Here is an 18,569-nt window from a genome sequence, read left to right as displayed (position 1 = left end):
CCAGCGAGAAACGGAAGATCACATGAAAACCCTTGGCCTCATCGGCGGCATGAGCTGGGAATCGAGCGCCATCTATTATCGCCTGCTCAACGAGATCGTACGCGAGCGGCTTGGCGGGCTGCACTCGGCGAAACTGCTGCTGTGGTCGTTCGACTTTGCCGAGATCGCCGAGCGGCAGCATCATGGCGATTGGGACGGTGCCGGCGTGCTCCTCGTCGAAGCGGCGCGAAAGCTCGAGGCGGGCGGCGCGGAAGGGCTGCTTTTGTGCACCAACACCATGCACAAACTTGCCGATCAGGTGCAGGCGTCCGTATCGATCCCGCTGATCCATATCGCCGATGCCACGGCGGCCGCGATCAAGCGCGCCGGCATGCAGCGCCCGGCGCTACTGGCGACCCGCTTCACCATGGAGCAGGACTTCTACAAGGGACGGCTCACCGGCAGATACGGACTGTCGCCCGTGGTGCCCGATGCCGCCGGGCGCGACATGGTGCATCGCGTCATCTATGACGAGCTCTGCCAGGGCATCGTCACCGACGCCTCGAAAAGGGCCTATATTGAAGAGGCCGAACGTCTGCGCCGTGAAGAGGCCGTCGACAGTATCATCATGGGTTGTACCGAGATCACCATGCTGATCGGACAGCGCGACTTCGACGTTCCGGTCTTCGATACGACGCGTATCCATGCCGAGGCGGCGGTGGAATTCGCGCTCGGTTGATGCGCTTGCGCTAAACTGCCGCGCGCCATCTGGCGCAGCGCTTTTCCTCCGCTAGAATGCCTGCAATTCAAAAACAGGCATTTCGAGGGGATACTATGGATTATGCGCTTCCCTGGCCGACGAGCCAGGGCGAATGGCTTGCGTGGTCGAGCGCCGTGGTCACCGTGCTGCTCGGCCTGTTGTTCTTCCTGGCGCCGGGCCTCGCTTTTCGCATCCTGCGCCTACAGGCCAGGCCGGAGAAGGCAGCGGCGATCGCCGAGGGGCGGGGCAGGATGTCGGGCTTCTATCTCGGCGTCGGCCTGTGCTGTATCCTCCTGGCGCAGCCGCTGGTCTACATGGCGCTCGGCTTCTCCTGGCTGTTCACCGCCTTCGGCCGATTGCTGTCGATGATGTCGGATGGCGCCAACACACCTTTCAATTGGGTTTCCATTGTGGTGGAATTGGCTTTGGCGGCGTTACCGCTCGCCTTTGCCTTCGGCTTTGTCCCATGAATCCGGGGGTATTGCGGCGCACGGGACGCTGATCTTTCGCCAGATGCGACAATAGTGCCTGAAAAGCATGCGGAACGACGCATTGCGGTCTTAAAATGCCTGTGCTAGACGGCAATCGACTTTCGGCCGGGGATAGCGGAAGCCGCGCCTCCGTGCTTGAAAAAATGCAGTAAGGTCAAAGATTTAGCCAGAGTTTTTGCTCGCGCCAACAATCTGCGGCCTGTCAGACAAGAGAAAAGACGGTCCGTGGCTCAATCGTCATCGCCAATCTCAGGTGTCGCAGAACGCTATGCGGGTTCGCTGTTTGAACTCGCCCTGCAGGCAAATTCCGTGGCCAAGGTCGAGGCCGACCTCACCCGTTTCGAGGCGATGCTCGCGGGCAGCGCCGACCTGACCCGGCTGATCAACAGCCCGGTCTTCACCAGTGAGGACCAGGCCAAGGCCATCGCGGCGGTCGCCGACAAGGCAGGCATCACCGGTCTCGCCGGTAATTTCCTGCGCGTCGTCGCCCAGAACCGTCGGTTGTTCGCCGTTCCCGGCATGATCAAGGCGTTCCGCCAGATCGCGGCCGAAGCCCGGGGCGAGACCGCTGCCGAGGTGACGTCGGCTCACGAGCTGACGGCTGCCCAGCAGGCCGAACTCAAGGCGGCGCTGAAAAGCGTTGCCGGCAAGGACGTGGCCATCTCCGTCACCGTCGATCCGTCGTTGCTCGGCGGGCTGGTGGTCAAGATGGGCTCGCGCCAGATCGATACGTCGCTCAAAACCAAACTCAATTCGCTCAAGCTTGCACTGAAAGAGGTCGGCTGATGGACATCCGCGCCGCGGAAATTTCCGCAATTCTGAAAGACCAGATCAAGAATTTCGGCAAGGAGGCCGAGGTCTCCGAAGTCGGACAGGTGCTGTCCGTCGGTGACGGTATCGCCCGCGTCTATGGGCTCGACAATGTCCAGGCCGGCGAGATGGTCGAGTTCCCCGGCGGTATCCGCGGCATGGCGCTCAACCTCGAAGCCGACAATGTCGGCGTCGTCATCTTCGGCGCCGACCGCGACATCAAGGAAGGCGACATCGTCAAGCGCACAGGCGCCATCGTCGACGTTCCGGTCGGTCCGGGCCTGCTCGGCCGCGTCGTCGACGCGCTCGGCAATCCGATCGACGGCAAGGGCCCGATCAAGGCGACCGAACGCAAGCGCGTCGACGTCAAGGCGCCCGGCATCATTCCGCGCAAATCGGTGAACGAGCCGATGTCGACCGGCCTCAAGGCCATCGATGCGCTGATCCCGGTCGGCCGCGGCCAGCGCGAGCTGGTCATCGGCGATCGCCAGACCGGCAAGACGGCCATCATCCTCGACACGATGCTCAACCAGAAGTCGGTGCACGACAACGGTCCCGAGAAGGAAAAGCTGTACTGCGTCTACGTCGCCGTCGGCCAGAAGCGCTCGACCGTCGCGCAGTTCGTCAAGGTTCTGGAAGAGCGCGGCGCGCTCGAATATTCGATCATCGTCGCCGCAACTGCCTCCGATCCGGCGCCGATGCAGTTCCTGGCGCCGTTCGCCGGCGCCACCATGGGCGAATATTTCCGCGACAACGGCATGCACGCGCTGATCAGCTACGACGATCTGTCGAAGCAGGCCGTCGCCTATCGCCAGATGTCGCTGCTGTTGCGCCGCCCGCCGGGCCGCGAAGCCTATCCGGGCGACGTGTTCTATCTGCACTCGCGCCTGCTCGAGCGCGCCGCCAAGCTCAACGACGATCTGGGCGGCGGCTCGCTGACCGCGCTGCCGGTCATCGAGACGCAGGCCAACGACGTGTCGGCCTACATCCCGACCAACGTGATCTCGATCACCGACGGCCAGATCTTCCTCGAAACCAACCTGTTCTTCCAGGGCATCCGTCCGGCCGTCAACGTCGGCCTGTCGGTGTCGCGCGTCGGTTCGGCTGCGCAGATCAAGGCGATGAAGCAGGTTGCCGGCTCGATCAAGGGCGAGCTCGCGCAGTACCGCGAAATGGCTGCTTTCGCGCAGTTCGGCTCGGATCTCGATGCCGCCACGCAGCGCCTGCTCAACCGCGGTTCGCGCCTGACCGAGCTCCTGAAGCAGCCGCAGTTCTCGCCGCTGAAGACGGAAGAGCAGGTCGCGGTGATCTTCGCCGGCGTCAATGGCTATCTCGACAAGCTGCCGGTCAACCAGGTCGGCAAGTTCGAGCAGGGTCTGCTCAGCCACATGCGTGCGGCGGGCAAGGACGTTCTCGACGCCATCCGCAAGGAAAAGGCGCTGTCGGACGATCTGCGCGCCAAGCTGAAGGCCGAGATCGACGCTTTCGCCAAGACCTTCGCCTGAGCGAAGCGACAAGACGGGATCAGGTTTGAAGCATGCCTTCATTAAAAGACCTTCGTAACCGTATCGCCTCGGTCAAGGCGACGCAGAAGATCACCAAGGCGATGCAGATGGTCGCCGCGGCGAAGCTGCGCCGTGCGCAAGAGGCCGCGGAAGCGGCGCGTCCTTATTCGGAGCGCATGGGTTCCGTCCTGGCCAACATCACCCAGGCGATCGGCGGCGGCGGCGATGCCCCGGCGCTGATGACCGGCACCGGCAAGGACAACGTGCATCTGCTCGTCGTCTGCACCGCCGAGCGCGGCCTGTGCGGCGGCTTCAATTCGCAGATCGCCCGTCATGCCCGCGACCATATCCGCCGGCTTCTGGCCGACGGCAAGCAGGTCAAGATCATCTGCGTCGGCAAGAAGGGTTTCGACATACTGCGCCGCGACTATGCATCGATGATCCTCGATCGTGTCGACCTGCGCGAGGTCAAGACGCTCGGCTTCGCCAATGCCGATGCCATCGCCCGCAAGGTCATCCATCTGTTCAACGAGGGTGCCTTCGACGTCTGCACGCTGTTCTATTCACAGTTCAAGTCGGTGATCAGCCAGGTTCCGACCGCGCAGCAGATCATTCCGGCAGCGGTCGCTTCGTCTGCTCCGGCAGCGTCGGCGGATGGCGCCAGCGCGGTCTATGAATACGAGCCGGAGCCGGGCGAGATTCTCTCCGACCTCATCCCGCGCAACATCTCGGTGCAGGTTTTCCGGGCGCTGCTCGAAAACGCGGCCGGCGAAATGGGCGCCAAGATGAGCGCCATGGACAATGCGACGCGCAACGCAGGCGAGATGATCAACAAGCTGTCGATCACCTACAACCGCCAGCGGCAGGCGCAGATCACCAAGGAACTGATCGAAATCATTTCGGGCGCCGAGGCGCTCTAGGCGCGGTCCGCGGGTCAATCTGCCCGCGACCGGACCGCGTTAGAAACAAAGGACGAAAAGGGTAAAGACGATGGCGAAAGCAGCGACCCCCAAGACGGCGGCCCCCAAGGCAGCAGCGCCCGCGAAGGCGGCAAAGGCACCGGCAGCAGCAGCCAAGGCGGCTCCGGCCAAAGCGGCGGCAGCCCCCGCAAAGGCAGCAGCGGCCAAGACATCGGCAGTGGCCACCAAGGCAACGGGCGTAGTCGGCAAGGTCCGCCAGGTCATCGGCGCCGTCGTCGACGTGCAGTTCGGCGATCATCTGCCGCCAATCCTGAATGCGATCGAGACCACCAATGTCGGGAACCGCCTGGTGCTCGAAGTTGCCCAGCACCTGGGCGAAAACACCGTGCGCTGCATCGCCATGGACTCGACCGAAGGTCTGGTGCGTGGCCAGGAAGTGCGCGACACCGGCGCGCCGATCACCGTGCCGGTCGGCCCGGGCATGCTCGGCCGCATCATCAACGTCATCGGCGAGCCGGTCGACGAAGAAGGCCCGGTCGACGCGATCGAAATGCGCTCCATCCACCAGCCGGCTCCGACCTATGTCGAGCAGTCGACGGAAGCGCAGATCCTGATCACCGGCATCAAGGTGCTCGATCTGCTCGCACCCTACGCCAAGGGCGGCAAGATCGGCCTGTTCGGCGGCGCCGGCGTCGGCAAGACCGTGCTGATCCAGGAACTGATCAACAACATCGCCAAGGCGCATGGCGGCTATTCGGTGTTCGCCGGCGTCGGCGAGCGCACCCGCGAAGGCAACGATCTCTATCACGAGTTCATCGAATCCGGCGTCAACAAGAAGGGCGGCGGCGAAGGCTCCAAGGCGGCCCTCGTCTATGGCCAGATGAACGAGCCGCCGGGCGCGCGCGCCCGCGTCGGCCTGACCGGCCTGACGGTTGCTGAATATTTCCGCGACCAGGGCCAGGACGTGCTGTTCTTCGTCGACAACATCTTCCGCTTCACGCAGGCGGGTTCGGAAGTGTCGGCTCTGCTCGGCCGTATCCCGTCGGCCGTGGGTTACCAGCCGACGCTCGCCACCGACATGGGCGCGTTGCAGGAACGCATCACCACCACCACCAAGGGTTCGATCACGTCGGTGCAGGCGATCTACGTGCCGGCCGACGACTTGACCGACCCGGCACCGGCGACCTCGTTCGCCCACCTTGACGCGACGACGACGCTCAACCGCGCCATCGCCGAAAAGGGCATCTACCCGGCGGTCGATCCGCTGGACTCGACCTCGCGCATGCTCGACCCGCTGGTCGTCGGCGACGAGCACTATGGCGTCGCGCGCCAGGTGCAGTCGATCCTCCAGCGCTACAAGTCGCTGCAGGACATCATCGCCATCCTGGGCATGGACGAGCTGTCGGAAGAGGACAAGCAGACGGTGGCTCGCGCCCGCAAGATCGAGCGCTTCCTGTCGCAGCCCTTCTTTGTCGCCGAAGTGTTCACCGGCGCGCCGGGCAAGCTGGTCGACCTCGCCGACACCATCAAGGGCTTCAAGGGCCTCTGCAACGGCGACTACGATCACCTGCCCGAGGCTGCCTTCTACATGGTCGGCGGCATCGACGAGGCAGTCGAGAAGGCACAGCGCCTCGCGGCTGAAGCGGCGTAAACAAGCGAATAGCGAATAGGGAGTAGCGAATAGGGATCAGTGGGCCGGCCGAGTTTCTTTATTACTCGCTACTCGCTATTCCCTACTCGCTAGGTTGACATGGCTGAAGCTTTCAAATTCGAACTGGTCTCGCCGGAGCGCTTGCTGGTTTCCGAGCAGGTCGAATCCGTCGTCATCCCCGGCGCCGAAGGCGAGATGACGGTGATGGCGCACCACGCGCCGGTGATGACCACGATCAAGCCCGGTGTCGTCACGGTGAAGAACGCCTCGGGCGGCGAAGAACGCTATGTCGTGTTCGGCGGTTTCGCCGATATCGTCCCGGCCGGCTGCACGCTGCTGGCGGAATCGGCTGTCGCGGTCAAGGATGTCGACCGTGCGGATCTCGCCCGCCGTATCCAGGAAGCCAAGGAAGATGCCGCTGATGCGAAAGACGATCAGTCGCGCAGCAAGGCCGAGCAGTTCCTCAGCCAGCTCACCACGCTGGAAGGCGCATTGCTGCCAGCCTGAGGTCGTTTCCCGATAGACGGATTGCGAAAGCGGGGCATTGCCCCGCTTTTTTGTTTAGATGCCCAAGGCGGCGAAGGCCAGTGTCGGACCATCCCGCCGCAGGTGGACGAGATGCACCGCCACAAGCTCGATCAACGTCTGGCGCTCGGCATGATCCCCGGCAAAACCGGCCAGGTCGAACACGGCCGTCACGGTCTCGTTCGCGGGCAGCTCTTGGCTCAAAAGCGCCGTCAGTGCCGCGTCGAGCGGATCGGTGAAATGGTTCTCAGGCAAGGTCTTCCCGCGCGCGGCGCAGGCAGCGATCCAGGCCGCCACGACCAGCGTCAGATGCACGAACTCGGTACCGGCTTCGAGGCACTCGATGGCGGACGCGATGATGCGCTGCGGCAGTTTCTGCGAGCCGTCATTGGCGATCTGCGCCGTGCGGTGGGCGAGCGCGGTGTTGGAGAAGCGCTCGGCGAGCTCGGCCGTATAGGCCGATGTATCGAGCCCGGCGTCCTCCGGCAATGTCGGAATGGCCTCCTGCCAGAGCGCGTCGACGAATTGCCGGATCGCCGGATCGGCGAAGGCGCGGTCGACGGTAGCATGACCGCTGAGCAGGCCGAGATAGGCGATGCCCGAATGCGCGCCGTTGAGGAGCCTCAGCTTCATGTCCTCGAACGGGCCGACATCCCTGACCATGGTGACGCCGAATTTCTCCCACGCCGGCCTGCCTCCGGGAAAATCGTCTTCGATGACCCACTGGCAGAACGGTTCGGTCATGACGGGCCAGGCATCCTCGACGCCAAGCTCGGTGGCAATCCGCGCCCGATCGGCGTCCGTGGTCGCCGGCACGATACGGTCGACCATGCTGGAGGCAAAGGCGACCTGGTCTGCGATGTGGTTGGCAATTCCGATGCTGCCGGCCGTGGCATCGCGCAACGCGGCGAATTCGGTCAGCAGCCGGTGCAGGGTGGCGCCGTTGGCCGGCAGATTGTCACAACACAGCACTGTGAAAGTCGCCGTGCCGGCGGCGCGTCGCCGGGCAAGGGCTTCGGTCAGGAAGCCATGCGCCGTCCTTGGCATCTGTGGATTTGCCAGATCGTGGACAATGTCGGGGTGGGCGGTGTCGAGCCCGCCGCCGGCAGCCCTGAGATAGGCCTTCTCGGTGATGGTCAGCGTGACGATGCGGGTGTGTGGATCGGTCAATGCGGCCAGTACCGCGCCTGGGTCTTCCGGCGCCACCAGCATCGAGCCGATGGAGCCGATGACGCGAAGCTGTTCCCCGCCGCTGCTGCGGATCGCCAGCGTGTAGAGCCCGTCCTGCGGCGCCAGTGCGTCGCGCGTGTCGGGGCTGCGCAGCGAGACGCCTGTTATGCCCCACTCCGTTTCGCCCGCCGCCAGGCACTCGTCGACATAGGCGGCCTGGTGGGCGCGGTGGAAGGCGCCGACGCCCAGATGCACGATGCCCGGTATGACCTTGCCGCGATCATAGGCGGGGAACCTGGTCCCGGCGGGCAGCGTCTGGAGCGTGGAGTTGGATAGATGGCTTCTGGTCATCACCATACCGGGGCTGGGGAGGCGGTGGATCACAGGCGGCGTAACACCTGTTCGCGCCTGCCGCAAGGATGCCGCTTTGCCAGCGCACGTTGACATCGCCTTTGTCCAAACGTACCGGTTTATCCAGACTGGGAGGAGCCGCTTTCCCATGGTCGCGCTGACCGATCCGGACCTGCTGTTTCCGTCCGAAGCGCATTCGCGCTCACTGGCCCGCGACCTCTACGCCGGCATCAAGGCCCTGCCCATCGTCAGCCCGCACGGCCACACCGATCCGCGCTGGTATGCGCAAAACGAGCCTTTCCCGGATCCGGCGCAACTGCTCATCGTGCCCGACCACTACATTTTCCGCATGCTGTTCAGCCAGGGCGTGCCGCTGGAGGATCTCGGCGTGCCGACGCTCGATGGCGCCCCGGTCGAGAGCGACGGCAGGATGATCTGGCGGCGCTTTGCCGAGCATTACTATCTGTTTCGCGGCACGCCGACGCGGCTGTGGCTCGACCATGTGCTGGCGCATCTGTTCGGCATCGAGGAGCCACTGAACGCCGAGACGGCCGACCGCCACTACGACACGATCGCGACGCTGCTGCAGTGGGAGAATTTCCGCCCCCGCGCTCTGTTCGAGCGCTTTAACATCGAGGTCATCGCCACGACCGAAGGCGCGCTCGACGATCTCAAATGGCACAAGATGATCCGCGACAGCGGCTGGGAGGGCCGTGTCGTCACCACCTATCGGCCGGACGCCGTCGTCGATCCCGATTTCGAAGGGTTTTCAACCAATCTCGACCGGCTCGGCGAGATCACCGGCTGCGATACCGGCAACTGGGCAGGCTATCTCGACGCGCACCGCCAGCGGCGTGCCTTCTTCAAGAGCTTTGGCGCGACCGCGTCCGACCACGGCCATCCGACGGCCGAGACCGCCAATCTTTCCGACGCAGCGGCGCAGGAGCTGTTCAATCGCATCCGCCATGGCTCGGAGGACGAACGCGAGCGCAAGTTGTTCCGCGCCCAGATGCTGACCGAGATGGCCAAGATGAGCCGGGATGACGGGCTGGTGCTGCAGATCCATCCCGGCTCCTGGCGCAATCATTCACCTGGTATTTTCCAGAGATTCGGTCGCGACAAGGGCTTCGATATTCCAACGCGCACCGACTATGTGACGGCGCTGAAACCCTTGCTCGACTGTGTCGGCCTGGAACGCGACCTGTCCGTCATCGTCTTTACGCTCGACGAGAGCAGCTATGCGCGCGAACTGGCGCCGCTGGCCGGCGTCTATCCGGCGCTCAGGCTCGGGCCGGCCTGGTGGTTCCATGACAGTCCGGAAGGCATGCGCCGCTTCCGCGAGATGACGACGGAAACGGCCGGCTTCTACAACACGGTCGGCTTCAATGACGACACACGCGCCTTTCCCTCGATCCCGGCCCGGCACGATATAGCGCGGCGGGTCGACTGCGCCTTCCTGGCACGGCTCGTTTGCGAGCATCGCCTGCGCGAAGACGAGGCGCATGAACTGGCCAAGGACCTTGCCTATACGCTTGCCAAGAAAGCGTACCGGCTCTGAACCAGGGCGGTGCGGTGAGCGTTGGCCAGGTATCCGCGATGGGGGAGCAGACGATGAGTAAGCCGAAGATTTTCGCGCATGCCGGTGAGGCCGCGTGGACGCCGACACCCGACGGCAACAGGCGGCGCGTCCTCCTCCATACCGACCAGTTGATGATGGTCGAATTCGGCTTCGACAAGGGCGGTGTCGGCGTCCTGCATTCGCATCCGCATGTCCAGGCAAGCTACGTCGCCGAAGGGCGCTTCGAGGTGACCATAGACGGCCAAACCGAAATCATCGGGATGGGCGGCAGCTTCATCGTGCCATCCGGCCTGGTGCATGGCGTCAAGGCGCTGGAAGCGGGGCGGCTGGTCGACAGTTTTACCCCGCACCGGGCTGATTTCCTCGCCTGAGGCAATTTCGCGACCATCTCCGCGCCGCCGCCCGCCTCTTCATTCGGCACTGAAGCCGCGAATTTGGTCAGGTTATGTGCCGGAGCAGGCCGAAAAGCCGGTCGAACGTCTTGCCATAGGGCGGGCGCAGCATGGCGCCGGCGCTCAGGCGCGACTGCAGGAAGACCGGCTTCTCCTTGCTGAAGGCACGGAACCCCCATTCGCCGTGATAGGCGCCCATGCCGCTGGCACCGACACCGCCGAAAGGCTGGTTCTCCTGCACCAGATGCAGCATGCAGTCGTTGATGGTGACGCCTCCGGCGATGGTCTCGCGCAGGATGCGCTGGCGGTTGCCGCTGTCGTTGCCGAACCAGTAGAGCGCCAGTGGTCGGTCGGCCTGGTTCACATGGCTGATCGCCTCGTCGACGGTGGCGTATTCGACGATCGGCAGCACCGGGCCGAAAATCTCTTCGCGCATCAGCCGCAGATCGGGGCCGGCATTGCTGACCAGGGTCGGCAAAAGCTTGCGGCTCGTGGTGCCGAACTCTTCGCCGGCCGGATTGATTTCGACAATTTCGGCGCCGGCATCGCGGGCTTCCGCGATCATGGCGCGCAGGCGCTGAAAGTGCCGGTCGCTGATGATGGCGGTATAGTCGGGGTTGTCGCGCAGCGTGGGGTAGAGCCGCGCCACCGCGTCCGCGAATTTGGCTGCGACGGTGCCGGCCTGTCCCTTCGGCACCAGCAGATAGTCCGGCGCGATGCAGGTCTGCCCGGCATTGAGCAGTTTGCCATAGGCGATGCTGGCCGTTGCCGCATCAAGATCGCAGGAGGGGTCGAAAATCGCCGGCGACTTGCCGCCGAGTTCGAGCGTGACCGGGGTCAGGTTGGCGGCAGCGGCGACCGCGACCTGGCGGCCGACCGCCGTCGAGCCGGTGAACAGCAAATGATCGAACGGCATCGACACGAAGGCCTTGCCCATCTCGGCATCGCCGGTGATGACGCTCAACTCGTCGGGCGAAAAATGCTCGCCGGCGAGTTTTGCAAGCAGTTCCGAGAAAGCCGGTGTCAGTTCGGATGGCTTGACCAGCACACGGTTGCCGGCGGCAAGCGCCGCCGTGACCGGCGCGACGGCAAGCTGGAACGGGTAATTCCAGGGCGAGACGATGCCGACGACACCGAGCGGCTGCGGCAAGAGACGATTTTTGCCCGGCAGGAACGGCAAGGTGGTGGCGACGCGCCGCTCGCGCATCCAGCCTTTCAGATGTGACAGCGTGTGGCGGATGCCTGCGCGCACGACGAACAGCTCGGCAAGGCGCGTTTCATGCATTGAGCGGCCGCCAAAGTCGGCATCGATCGCGGCGCAAATCTCAGCCTCGTGCCGCTCGGTCAGGGCCAGCAGGCGCTTCAGCCGGTCTTTCCGCACGCCGAGGTCCGGAAAGGGCTGCTTCTCGAAGGCGGCGCGTTGCAAGCTGAACCGTTCGCCGAGGACGCCCTGTCTCACCTGCAGCATCGCGCCCTCCCTGGCTTGGCTGGCCAAGCTTACATCCTGGCGCGGAGGAATCCAGCAGGGGTGCGGATGTCGCTGGGGAAGGCACTCTGGCCTGCGCCTCCGATCGCCAACCAGTTGTGATTGGAGGGCAGCTGCGCTACTCCAGTGCGTCACGCGGAGAGTCTCTTTGATCGGTTTCCACATCCTCTCCAATCCCCGAAAAATCGCCTCCAATCCGGTGTCCGACTGATGTCGGCACAGGCGGCGGGTATCCGGGCCGAGGATCCCAAGCGGCGCGTCCTCAAGGACGTGTTCGGTTTCGACGATTTCCGCCCCGGCCAGGCCGACATCATGGAGGCGCTGCTCAGCGGGCGCCATGTGCTGGCCGTGATGCCGACGGGTGCGGGCAAATCGCTCTGCTACCAGGTGCCGGCGCTGGTTATGGGCGGCCTCACCCTCGTCGTGTCCCCGCTGGTGGCGCTGATGCAGGACCAGGTCGCCGCCTTGCGGCTGGCGGGCGTCGGCGCCGATACGATCAATTCCTCGCTGGACCGCGAAGCCAATGTCGCCGCCTGGCGCCGTGTCGCCTCCGGCCAGACACGGCTGCTCTATCTGGCGCCGGAGCGGCTGATGACCGAGCGCATGCTCGATGCGCTTTCGAGGCTCGACGTCAGCCTGATCGCCATCGACGAGGCGCATTGCATCTCGCAATGGGGACCGGCGTTCCGGCCCGAATATGAGGACCTGTCGCGGTTGCGGCACATTTTCCCCAACGTGCCGATCATCGCGGTGACGGCGACGGCCGACGAGAGCACGCGCAGCGATATCGAGGCACGGCTGTTTGCCGAGCGGGTCGAGACCCTGGTGCTTGGCTTCGACCGGCCCAACATCAAGCTGGCGATTGAATCCAAGCAGGACAGCAAGCGGCAATTGCTGCGGTTCATCGAGCGTCACCCAGGCAAGAGCGGCATCGTCTACTGCCTGTCGCGCAAGAAGACGGAAGAGATGGCGGCCTTTCTCGAGAAGAACGGCGTCACCGCGCTCGCCTATCATGCGGGCATGAGCAAGGACGCGCGCGAGGCCAATCAGAACGCCTTCATGACGCTGTCCGGCGTCGTCATGGTGGCGACCATCGCTTTCGGCATGGGTATAGACAAGCCCGACGTCGCCTATGTCTTCCACACCGACATGCCCGGCAGCCTGGAGGCCTACTACCAGGAGATCGGCCGCGCCGGCCGTGACGGGCGCAAGGCCGAGGCGCACATGCTCTACGGGCTTGGCGATATCCGCATGCGCAGGCTGTTCATCGATGACGAGGACGCATCGGTGGAGCACAAGAGGCGCGCCCATCGCCGGCTCGATACGCTGATCGGCTATTGCGAGACGGCGCAGTGCCGGCGCCAGGTGCTGCTCGGCTATTTCGGCGAGCAAGCCGAGCCTTGCGGCAATTGCGACAATTGCGTCGACCAGGTGCCGCGCGCTGATGGCGCTGCCGAGGCGCGCCTCATCCTGACAGTGGTCGCGCAGAGCGGCCAGCGTTTCGGCGCCGCCCATGTCATCGATATCCTGACCGGCCATGAGACCGAAAAGGTGCAGGCCAGGGGCCATCACAGGCTCACCAGCTTCGGCAGCGGCGCGGCGCACAAGAAGACGGTGTGGTTGTCGCTGATCCGGCAACTGGTCGCCGGCGGCTTCCTGATGCCGGATCCCGATGGCCATGGCGGCCTCGCCATTTCGGACAGCGGCGGCGCGCTCGCCCGTGGCGAGGTTGCGTTCCACTACCGCGTCGAGAACCGGGACCCACTCGCGCGCGGGCGGAAGCGTGCCGCGCAAGGCTCCGGCATGGGCGGCGAAGGCGTCGATGCCTCGCTGCTGGCCACGCTCAAATCGCTGCGACTGCGTCTGGCCAAGGAGCGTCAGGTGCCGGCCTATGTGGTGTTCTCCGACCGCACGCTGATCGACATGGCCGAGCGCCGTCCGCGCGACCTCGACGCCTTCGCCGAGGTGAATGGCGTGGGAGGGGCGAAGCTCAAGGAATTCGGGGAGATTTTTGTCAAGGCGATTGCCGGACACGGGTCCGACAGGTCGGTCTGAAAACCCTCACGAGATCAGGCAAACCGTGAGGGCCACTAGCAGGAGCGCAACCGCGACTGGAATAATCGGCCGCCGCACAAACCGGCGTGGTGCTTTGACTAGTTGAGCAAGCAACCAACCCTTCCGCCGCTCGTTGACCTAAGCTGGGATGATCCCTAGCCACCTTTGGCCCGCCCTTGATCCCCATTCCGGGCGGGCTCTTTTTGCCTGTCAGGCGGCAGCATCTCGATGCCGAGCAAGACGTATCCTCGGCCTGCGTTGCTTTTTTCGAGGAAGGTCGCCGCCGTGCAGTTGCCGGGGCTGGACCTGATACCGTCGCCGAAACCGCTCGACCTTGCGTCGCAATAGAAGTTTCGGAACTATTTTAGTATATGCTAATTTAAGTGCGATTGTCTCGGTCGGGCCATGCGTTTATCGACACAAGATTTCGGGAGGTTAAGATGAGCGGCAAGCCCGGTGATCCACCAATTGAACGACGCTCGCTTCCTCGGGCGGTCGTTCTAAAGGATGGAACCATTATCACCGAGAATATGACAATCGCTTGCTCCGTCAGAAATCAACACGCTCATGGTGCGGAGCTACGGGTGGAGCCGGGCGTGATCGTTCCCGAGCGGTTCGTCCTGCACGTTCCCGCGGATGGTGTCGAATATCGTGCGGTGGTGCGATGGAGGAAGAACGAGCGGCTTGGGGTACAGATCCATTGAAGCAGCACGCCATCAAGCAACTGGCCGAATTATCGCGCCAAGAGCACTCGCGGAGTGCGCGATCCTCGAGGGATTGGTGATTGGATGGCGGAGAGGGAGACCGCCGTAGTCGAGATGTCAGGGGGTGACATGCCTCGCCAAATTGACGAAAAATCCTATCATTTACAGCTATTTGCCTATTTTCATCGAGCCGCGCGCTGACATATACTCACACCCGATGACACCCTTGAGGTGCAAGGAAAGGTGCAAGAGATATGGCGCGCCCTATCAACAAACTCTCCGCTTTGGAGGTAAAGTCCGAAACGAAACCGGGACGCCACAGCGACGGCGGCGGCCTCTACCTGCAGGTTGAGCCGAGCGGATCGAAATCGTGGGTCTTCATGTGGAAGCGTGATGGCAAGCGCACAGCGATGGGAATGGGAGCATTTCCTGCCGTTGGCCTCGCTGCTGCGCGGGAAAAGGCGGAAGCGGCTCGCAAAAACCTCTCTGCGGGCCGCGATCCTCTGCTGCATGCTCGTCATGAGGCGGAACGCGAGGAGGCCGAGCCGACATTCTCCGAGGCTGCGGAGGCCTTCCTCGACGAGGACAGAATGGCCTCGTGGAAGAATGCTAAGCACCGGGCTCAGTGGCAGATGACCCTCGGCGACGCCTATTGCAAATACCTCGGCCAGATGAAGGTTTCGGCAATCGAAACCGCTGACGTTCTTAAGGTGCTGAAGCCCATATGGTCAGCCAAGCCCGAGACAGCCTCGCGACTTCGCGGCCGCATTGAACGGGTGCTCAGCTTTGCCAAGATGCGTGGCTGGCGGTCCGGCGAGAACCCGGCCATGTGGCGTGGTCATCTCGATGCGATCCTGCCAAAGCCTGAAAAGCTGAAGCGACGCGGCCATCATCGTGCGATGGTCTATCAGAACGTGCCGGCATTCATGCAGCGACTGCGCGAGGCCAGCGGCATGGACGCGAAGGTCCTTGAGTTTACGATACTCACCGCCGCACGGTCGGGCGAGACCGTCAACGCGACATGGGACGAGATCGATTTCGAGCAGAAGGTCTGGACGGTCCCGGCAAACCGCATGAAGGCCGGGCGCAAGCACGAGGTGCCACTTTCGCCTCGTGCCATTGCGCTTATCCGCTCACTGCCGAGGCGCAGTGATAACCCGTATGTCTTCTCGGGCTTGCGCAAGGGTAGATCGATCTCTGCGGCCTCGATGGAGATGTTATTGCGCCGATGGGAACTCAAGGACCAAACGACTATCCATGGCTTTAGGTCCTGTTTCCGCGACTGGACTGGCGATTGCACCAATTTTCCGCGTGAGGTGGCAGAGGCTGCGCTGGCGCATGTCGTCGGCGACAAAGCCGAACAGGCATATCGACGCGGAACGGCATTGGAGCGTCGTCGCAAGCTAATGACAGCGTGGGCCGATTTTCTCGCCAGCGCTGGTGGCAAGGGCAAAGTGATCCCGCTTGCCGGGCGGCGCAAGCTGGCCGCAGAGTAGTCGCAATGGACAAAGGGCCCGACAGCGCGAAGGCCATCCGCGCCGCTTATTTGAAGGCAATGGCAGACGAAGCCGACGAGACCGGCGTCTTCGCCCATATCGTTCGGATGCTCTGGAGGTCCGACGACCCTGAGCAGCGCATGGCAGCCCGGCTCTTGCTCGGGTACTGCAGGACGGGCCGCTTCTCTGAAGCAGCAAAGGCGACAATCGGCAGGCCGACTGGTTCGGTCAAATGCATACGGACCCCGACAGGTGAGCGCAACGCGTGCGAAGTTCCTCGCAACGAGATCGCGCTTTCGGTCTTTCTTCGGCTTGGGCCCGACCCCAAGCCTCCCACGTTCGCGCTGGCAGCAATCTTCGACGCGGACGAACGCGGGCGCTCGTTGCGCCGACGCAAGCTGGGGAAGGCCGTCGCCGACACGGCTCTGTTCTTCGGCATCAGCGAGAAGGTGGTGCGAGACTGTTTCGACGGGCACTGCGACGAACTTCTCCTGTTTGGCAACGTGATCACATGGTCATGACGAAAAGTGCGCCGGATCGACCATCTTTATCGTTATGAAATAGCCAAATCGTTGTTTTGCCACGCACTTTCATTAGTGCTGTCATGGGCTGACCATCCCTCTCAAGGATTGCCTGCCATGAACACGACTGCAGGGGTTGAGCGTACCGATCCCATAGCGAACCTCCTTTCGAAGGTGCCTGACAACCGGCTTACCTATTCGATCAAGGAGGTCGCCGCCATGACGGGCCTGAGCCAGCGGACGGTTCTACGCCGCATCGCCGACGGCAGCCTCCCGGCGGTCCGCAGCCACGGCAGAACGCTGATCCCGAAGCAAGGTGGCTACGAGGCAGCCTAAACCCGCCGAGCAGGGTACCTGCCGGCGGGTCAAGGCTGTTTTCGGGCTGGTGAGAAGGTCCAAAACTACCCTCCGTTTGCAGTCCAGGTCAACTGCCCGGCCCCTTACCATGTGAGGGCCGATGCCTGAACAACTACCCGTAAAACTTCGCCCGGACCTCAGGCCGGATAATTTCGACCTGGTGGAAGCCGTGAGGCTGGTGCAATTGGCGCGCAATGCTCTGCAGGCATCGACGCTGAAGCTCGATGACGCCGGGTACGTCTGCGAGGCGCTCGGCAACCTCTACGCCGACTGTGCTGGGCTTATCGCCGATTGGGCCGGCCGCACACCCAAATCCATTCCCGATTACATCGTCCGCGCGGCCGTCGAGTATCGACACCGGCACGGCAGGAGCTATTGATGGACGCCTTCCCCAACAAGCGCCGCCGCAAGCCGACCGATGACGCTGTAACCGTCACGGAAGATGGTGCGGCGCTTGGCTTTGCGACCCATTTTTCAGAAGAACTTCGCTACGACCATGACGCCAGGATGTGGTTCGAGTGGACAGGTTCTCGTTGGCAGCCGGACAAGACGAAAATCGCGTTCCATCTGATACGTGAATTTGCGAGGGAACTGGCCGCGAGCACCACCGGCAAGGAGACGGCCGCTGTGCGGAAGACCAGCTTCGTGGCTGGCGTCGAACGCTTTGCGCAGGCCGATCCGCATTTCGCCGTCACATCCGACATCTGGAATGCGGACCCGTTCCTGCTTGGAACGCCGGGCGGCACCGTCAACCTTCGCGACGGCTCGCTGTTCGAGGCCCGTCCTCGTGACCACATCTCCAAGCTCACGGCGGTTGCGCCTTCATCGACGGCCGACTGCCCGCTGTGGCTGCGCTTCCTCGGCGAGGCGACCGGTGGGGATGCTGGAATGGTTCGTTTCCTGCAGCAGTGGTGCGGCTACTGCCTCACCGGCGACATCAGAGAACATGCGCTTGTGTTCGTGCATGGCGACGGCGGCAACGGCAAAAGCGTGTTTATGAACACCATCGTCGGCATCATGGCCGACTACGCCACGACTGCGCCAATGGACACGTTCACCGCTTCGATAGGCGACCGGCACCCGACTGAGATTGCCATGCTCAGGGGCGCACGTCTGGTGACGGCTTCCGAGACGGATGATGGCAAGGCATGGGCCGAAGGCCGTATCAAGAGCCTTACGGGCGGTGACGCCATTACCGCCCGCTTTATGCGCGGCGACTTCTTCACCTACAGGCCGGCATTCAAGCTCATGATCGCCGGCAACCATCAGCCACAGCTTAGGAACGTCGACGATGCGGCGCGTCGACGCTTCAACATCGTTCCGTTCACACGCAAGCCCGCTGCGCCGGACCAGGAGCTTGAAGCGAAGCTCAAAGGCGAATGGACGGCGATCCTGCGCTGGATGATCGACGGCTACCTTGACTGGCAGACGAACGGCCTTGTACGGCCCGACAGCGTCGTCGACGCGACGGCCGGCTATTTCGCCGATCAGGACCTGTTCGCCCAATGGCTGGCCGACGAATGCGATTGCGATCCCGGCAACCATTACAAATGGGAACCCACGAAGAGGCTTTTTGATAGTTGGGCTGCCTATGCCAAGGCGGCCGGCGAACTTCCCGGATCGATCCGGACCTTCAAGCCGACCATGCTTCGCCACGGATTGACGGAACGGAGAACGGCAGGCGCGCGCGGTATTGAAGGCATAAGGCTGAAGCCGAACCTGCGGCCGGAATGACCAATGACAGATAATGACCAGTTTTCCCGTATCGTCCTTTAAGCGCGTGCGCACGAGCGCGGCGATTATATCGAAATGACGGT

Annotated in this window: 18 protein-coding genes; 16 read left to right on the top strand and 2 right to left on the bottom strand. The window is 63.4% G+C overall.

All coding sequences use genetic code 11. The annotated features are described in order from the left end of the window. The first annotated feature begins 22 nt into the window (after positions 1 to 22). The 7 genes from A3AU_RS0112170 (at position 23) to A3AU_RS0112140 (ending at position 6,623) form a co-directional block, all read left to right on the top strand. Positions 23 to 718, top strand: a complete 696-nt coding sequence (locus tag A3AU_RS0112170; RefSeq protein WP_027053071.1) for an aspartate/glutamate racemase family protein — start codon at positions 23 to 25, stop codon at positions 716 to 718. 95 nt (positions 719 to 813) lie between these two features. Further along, positions 814 to 1,209: an AGROH133_08824 family phage infection protein gene (locus A3AU_RS0112165; protein WP_027053070.1), complete on the top strand. Its 396-nt coding sequence runs from the start codon at positions 814 to 816 to the stop codon at positions 1,207 to 1,209. A 246-nt stretch (positions 1,210 to 1,455) separates the two neighbouring features. Beyond that, positions 1,456 to 2,016: a F0F1 ATP synthase subunit delta gene (locus A3AU_RS0112160; RefSeq protein ID WP_027053069.1), complete on the top strand. Its 561-nt coding sequence runs from the start codon at positions 1,456 to 1,458 to the stop codon at positions 2,014 to 2,016. Next, positions 2,016 to 3,545 carry a F0F1 ATP synthase subunit alpha gene (atpA, locus tag A3AU_RS0112155; RefSeq protein WP_027053068.1) on the top strand — a complete coding sequence of 510 codons (1,530 nt, stop codon included), beginning with the start codon at positions 2,016 to 2,018 and terminating at the stop codon, positions 3,543 to 3,545. The genes A3AU_RS0112160 and atpA overlap by 1 nt, the downstream gene beginning before the upstream one ends. A 32-nt stretch (positions 3,546 to 3,577) precedes the next feature. Then, positions 3,578 to 4,465 carry a F0F1 ATP synthase subunit gamma gene (locus tag A3AU_RS0112150; RefSeq protein WP_027053067.1) on the top strand — a complete coding sequence of 296 codons (888 nt, stop codon included), beginning with the start codon at positions 3,578 to 3,580 and terminating at the stop codon, positions 4,463 to 4,465. 70 nt (positions 4,466 to 4,535) lie between these two features. Beyond that, a complete protein-coding gene (gene atpD / locus A3AU_RS0112145) occupies positions 4,536 to 6,116 on the top strand; it encodes a F0F1 ATP synthase subunit beta (protein ID WP_027053066.1) in 1,581 nt (526 codons plus the stop codon). Between the two features lie 99 nt (positions 6,117 to 6,215). Further along, positions 6,216 to 6,623, top strand: a complete 408-nt coding sequence (locus A3AU_RS0112140) for a F0F1 ATP synthase subunit epsilon (RefSeq protein ID WP_027053065.1) — start codon at positions 6,216 to 6,218, stop codon at positions 6,621 to 6,623. A gap of 54 nt (positions 6,624 to 6,677) precedes the next feature. Here the strand turns inward: A3AU_RS0112140 and A3AU_RS0112135 are convergent, their stop codons facing one another. Continuing rightward, on the bottom strand, positions 6,678 to 8,168 hold the full coding sequence (locus A3AU_RS0112135; RefSeq protein ID WP_027053064.1) for a mannitol dehydrogenase family protein: 1,491 nt from the start codon (positions 8,166 to 8,168) through the stop codon (positions 6,678 to 6,680). 142 nt (positions 8,169 to 8,310) lie between these two features. Here A3AU_RS0112135 and uxaC point away from each other — a divergent pair, with 142 nt between their 5' ends. Together uxaC and A3AU_RS0112125 are read left to right on the top strand one after the other, a co-directional pair. Then, positions 8,311 to 9,720, top strand: coding sequence for a glucuronate isomerase (gene uxaC / locus A3AU_RS0112130; RefSeq protein WP_027053063.1), 1,410 nt, complete (start codon positions 8,311 to 8,313; stop codon positions 9,718 to 9,720). A 53-nt stretch (positions 9,721 to 9,773) separates the two neighbouring features. After that, entirely contained in the window at positions 9,774 to 10,112 is a 339-nt protein-coding gene (locus tag A3AU_RS0112125; protein WP_027053062.1) for a cupin domain-containing protein, read from the top strand. A gap of 67 nt (positions 10,113 to 10,179) precedes the next feature. Here A3AU_RS0112125 and A3AU_RS0112120 read toward each other — a convergent pair whose 3' ends face one another. Next, complete coding sequence (locus tag A3AU_RS0112120; RefSeq protein WP_027053061.1) at positions 10,180 to 11,601, bottom strand: coniferyl aldehyde dehydrogenase; 1,422 nt, start codon at positions 11,599 to 11,601, stop codon at positions 10,180 to 10,182. Between the two features lie 228 nt (positions 11,602 to 11,829). On the opposite strand from A3AU_RS0112120, the gene recQ reads away from it, so the two are divergent. The 7 genes from recQ to A3AU_RS01000000135335 all read left to right on the top strand — a co-directional run bounded on the left by recQ (position 11,830) and on the right by A3AU_RS01000000135335 (position 18,486). Continuing rightward, on the top strand, positions 11,830 to 13,674 hold the full coding sequence (gene recQ, locus A3AU_RS0112115; protein WP_027053060.1) for a DNA helicase RecQ: 1,845 nt from the start codon (positions 11,830 to 11,832) through the stop codon (positions 13,672 to 13,674). 440 nt (positions 13,675 to 14,114) lie between these two features. Further along, the gene (locus A3AU_RS1000000137800; RefSeq protein WP_081294238.1) at positions 14,115 to 14,378 is read left to right on the top strand and encodes a PilZ domain-containing protein; all 264 of its coding nucleotides are present in this window, start codon (positions 14,115 to 14,117) and stop codon (positions 14,376 to 14,378) included. Between the two features lie 254 nt (positions 14,379 to 14,632). Next, positions 14,633 to 15,874 (top strand): tyrosine-type recombinase/integrase, encoded by a 1,242-nt coding sequence (locus A3AU_RS0112110; protein ID WP_027053059.1) that lies wholly within the window; start codon positions 14,633 to 14,635, stop codon positions 15,872 to 15,874. Positions 15,875 to 15,879: 5 nt separating this feature from the next. Beyond that, positions 15,880 to 16,395 carry a hypothetical protein gene (locus tag A3AU_RS0112105; RefSeq protein ID WP_027053058.1) on the top strand — a complete coding sequence of 172 codons (516 nt, stop codon included), beginning with the start codon at positions 15,880 to 15,882 and terminating at the stop codon, positions 16,393 to 16,395. 117 nt (positions 16,396 to 16,512) lie between these two features. Further along, positions 16,513 to 16,731, top strand: a complete 219-nt coding sequence (locus tag A3AU_RS0112100; protein WP_027053057.1) for a helix-turn-helix domain-containing protein — start codon at positions 16,513 to 16,515, stop codon at positions 16,729 to 16,731. A 121-nt stretch (positions 16,732 to 16,852) separates the two neighbouring features. After that, positions 16,853 to 17,131, top strand: coding sequence for a hypothetical protein (locus A3AU_RS0112095; RefSeq protein ID WP_154674577.1), 279 nt, complete (start codon positions 16,853 to 16,855; stop codon positions 17,129 to 17,131). Further along, on the top strand, positions 17,131 to 18,486 hold the full coding sequence (locus A3AU_RS01000000135335; RefSeq protein ID WP_051355346.1) for a phage/plasmid primase, P4 family: 1,356 nt from the start codon (positions 17,131 to 17,133) through the stop codon (positions 18,484 to 18,486). Before A3AU_RS0112095 ends, A3AU_RS01000000135335 begins: the two co-directional genes overlap by 1 nt. Positions 18,487 to 18,569: the final 83 nt, after the last annotated feature.

Origin of the sequence: Mesorhizobium erdmanii USDA 3471 (assembly GCF_000472705.1) — a bacterium.
Lineage (GTDB): Bacteria > Pseudomonadota > Alphaproteobacteria > Rhizobiales > Rhizobiaceae > Mesorhizobium > Mesorhizobium erdmanii.
The sequence above is the reverse complement of the archived record's forward strand: the minus strand, read 5'-3'. Positions and strand labels throughout refer to the sequence as shown.